Raw genomic sequence first — 3,312 nt, 5'->3', positions numbered from 1 at the left:
GGGCAGAAGAAGAGACAAAAGCTCTGCTGTCAAGCGGGTGAGGAAACCCCACCCGCCTGCGCGGTGGGGTAGTTCATGAAGATTTAAGATCGAAGGCAGCTCTTATCGTTTTATATCCTGTTGAAGCCCGACACCCACCCACTGCACATCAGCCTTTTGCTCGATTGGGAGCCGCCTGCTGGAGAGCCACTGGCGGCAGAGGCTTTGTTGTCGCCAGAACGCTTTGTGGCTGAGGTCTTCCAGGAGCCGGAAGCCTTTCTGGAGGCTCTGCAAGGGGAGGAAAACCATCCAGACTGCCTAGTGCTGCTGGTGGACGCGACGCGGCTGGACAAGCTGGAGGCGTTGGGCTGTCAGCTTTGCAAACAGGGACTGTTGCTGCCGACAGTGGTGGCCATTGTGTCGGAAGAGCTCAAACCGGAAGGCGGCGCCAGCCGCTCCGGTGAACCATCCTCCCCCCCTGTTCCTCCAGGGGCAAGAGCTCTGCTCAAGCGGGAGCGGTTTTTCTACCACAACGCCACCCTGGTTCGCCTCGTCTCGCCGTCAGAGCTGTTGCCGCCAAAGGGATCCCAGGCCACTCCTTCTGCTTCTCCCTCTCCCTTGGAGCTGCTGATCAACCGAGCCATTGCCCTGTTTCTCCAGATTGCTCCCACCTGCAGCCTGCCTGCAGCAAACCCTTACCCCAAGGATCAGCCCTACCTGCTCTACACGCACCAGCAGCAGCGGCGGCTGGCGGAAAAGCTGCGGGAACGCCTCGGCTACGCCGGCGTGTACTACCATCGGGATCCGGAGCTGTTTTACCGCCACCTGCCCCCCGACGAGCAGCAGGCCCTCATGCGGCGGCTGCGCAACCTTTACCAGGCGATTGTCCTGGAGTATTTTCAGTCCCCTGAGACCGTCAATGCCCGCATCGACGAGCTGGTGGCCCTTGCCTTTTTTGCCGACATCGGCGCTGCCCAACTGTTGGAGCTGCACATGAACCTGATGGAGGATTTTGCCAAACAACTGAAACTGGAGGGCCGCAGCGAAGAGATCCTGCTGGATTACCGCCTCACTCTCATCGACGTGATGGCCCACCTGAGCGAAATGTACCGTCGCTCCATTCCCAAACCTGCCCCAAGGGATCCCTAACATGTCCACTCGCAAAGCCTATGTCCTCAAGCTCTATGTGGCGGGCAATACCCCCAATTCTCTGCGCGCCCTCAGCACCTTGCAAGACATCTTGGAAAAGGAGTTCCGCGGCGTGTACAGCCTGAAGGTAATCGACGTCTTGAAAAATCCGCAACTGGCGGAGGAAGATAAGATCTTGGCGACACCGACCTTGGCCAAAATTCTGCCGCCACCGGTGCGGAAAATTATCGGTGATCTGTCCAACCGCGAGAAAGTGCTCATCGGCCTAGATTTGCTCTACGAAGAATTGGACGAAGAGGCTTAAGACAGGTTTTAGGAGAGAGAGGGGAATGAACCAACCATTGGGGCCTTCTGAGCCAGAAAAGCTGCAAGATAACGCCGCGGAGGGGATCCCATCGAGCTCCTTCCTAGGCGGGTCAGAGCTGCGGGGGATCCCGAAAAAACAGACGGGCATCGAGGGCTTCGAAGACATTAGCCACGGCGGGCTGCCCTTGGGGCGCACCACCCTGGTCAGCGGTACCTCTGGCACCGGCAAAACGCTGTTTGCCCTCCAGTTTCTCTACAACGGCATCGTCAAGTACCAAGAGCCGGGGATCTTCGTCACCTTTGAGGAAACCCCTGCCGACATCATCCGCAACGCCTCCAGCTTCGGCTGGGACCTTCAAGCCCTTATCGACAAAGGCCAGCTCTTTATTCTGGATGCTTCCCCGGATCCAGAGGGATACGAGGTGAGCGGCAACTTCGACCTGTCGGCCCTCATCGAGCGCATTCAATATGCCATCCGCAAATACAAAGCCAAGCGGGTTGCCATCGACTCGGTGACGGCCATCTTTCAGCAATACGACCCTGCCGGCGTGGTGCGGCGGGAGCTGTTCCGCCTGACGGCCCGCCTCAAACAGGCCAATGTCACCACAGTGATGACCACCGAGCGCACCGACGAGTACGGCCCCATTGCCCGCTACGGTGTGGAGGAGTTTGTCTCCGACAACGTGGTGATTCTGCGCAACATTCTGGAGGGGGAAAAGCGGCGGCGCACCATTGAGATCCTGAAACTGCGGGGCACCACCCACATGAAGGGGGAATATCCCTTCACCATCACCAACGAGGGGATCAACATCTTCCCGCTGGGAGCCATGCAACTGACGCAGCGCTCCTCCAATGTGCGCGTCTCCTCCGGCATCGAGAAGCTGGACGAAATGTGCGGCGGCGGCTTCTTCAAAGACTCAATTATCCTGGCCACCGGCGCCACCGGCACGGGCAAAACCTCGCTGGTGAGCAAGTTCCTGGAGCGGGGCTGCCTGGACGGAGAGCGCTGCATCCTCTTTGCCTACGAAGAGTCGCGGGCACAGCTTTCCCGCAATGCCTCTTCTTGGGGTATTGACCTAGAGGAGTTCGAGCGGCAGGGCCTTCTCAAGATTATCTGCGCTTACCCGGAGTCCGCCGGCCTGGAAGACCACCTGCAGAAGATCAAAACCGAGATGATGGCCTTCAAGCCCTCCCGCATGGCCATCGACTCGCTGTCGGCGCTGGCGCGGGGGGTGAGCCAAAATGCTTTCCGGCAGTTTGTTATCGGGGTAACCGGCCTGGCCAAGCAGGAGGAGATCACCGGCTTTTTCACCAATACCACCGACCAGTTCATGGGATCCCATTCCATTACTGAGTCCCACATCTCCACCATCACCGACACAATCATCCTGTTGCAGTATGTGGAGATTCGGGGCGAGATGGCGCGGGCTCTCAACGTGTTTAAAATGCGGGGATCCTGGCACGACAAAGGCATCCGCGAATATTTGATTTCCGATTCGGGCATTCAAATTCGCGATTCCTTCCGTGGCTACGAGCGGATTATCAGTGGATCCCCAACCCGCATCAATGTGGATGAGAAAAACGAGCTGTCTCGAATTGTGCAAAATGTACAATCTCTGGATGATTGAGGGGCCTAGCGGTCGCCAGCTCCTTGCAACCAACCGCCAGCAGATAAGAATCTTAGGGTTGTGAGTCGCTCCGGACTTTTTCGGCTGCTTGACATTCCCCCAACTACAGTCGGGGGATTCTTACGCAGTCCATAGACAAACTCGCAAAGGCGCTATCAAGACGCCCCTAGACGGTTCCTTGGAACCCAGTCTCAAGGTTCCGCTTACTTGTTGACTGACAGCACTGTCCGGGTCTTTCACCGGGGTGGGT

3 protein-coding genes are annotated in these 3,312 nt (G+C 57.9%); all 3 read left to right on the top strand.

Going from position 1 to position 3,312, the window contains the following annotated elements; genetic code table 11:
- Nucleotides 1–120 precede the first annotated feature (120 nt).
- Genes NW845_RS12635 through kaiC form a run of 3 tightly spaced genes read left to right on the top strand, consistent with a single transcriptional unit; the run spans nucleotide 121 to nucleotide 3,062 of the window.
- Nucleotides 121–1,128: a circadian clock protein KaiA gene (locus tag NW845_RS12635; protein ID WP_414378779.1), complete on the top strand. Its 1,008-nt coding sequence runs from the start codon at nucleotides 121–123 to the stop codon at nucleotides 1,126–1,128.
- 1 nt (nucleotide 1,129) lies between these two features.
- On the top strand, nucleotides 1,130–1,432 hold the full coding sequence (gene kaiB, locus NW845_RS12630; protein WP_011430723.1) for a circadian clock protein KaiB: 303 nt from the start codon (nucleotides 1,130–1,132) through the stop codon (nucleotides 1,430–1,432).
- A gap of 25 nt (nucleotides 1,433–1,457) precedes the next feature.
- The gene (gene kaiC, locus NW845_RS12625) at nucleotides 1,458–3,062 is read left to right on the top strand and encodes a circadian clock protein KaiC (protein WP_414366758.1); all 1,605 of its coding nucleotides are present in this window, start codon (nucleotides 1,458–1,460) and stop codon (nucleotides 3,060–3,062) included.
- Nucleotides 3,063–3,312 lie beyond the last annotated feature (250 nt).

It is taken from the genome of Synechococcus sp. H60.2, from assembly GCF_047462315.1.
Lineage (GTDB): Bacteria > Cyanobacteriota > Cyanobacteriia > Thermostichales > Thermostichaceae > Thermostichus.
This window is presented reverse-complemented; position numbering and strand designations above follow the sequence as displayed.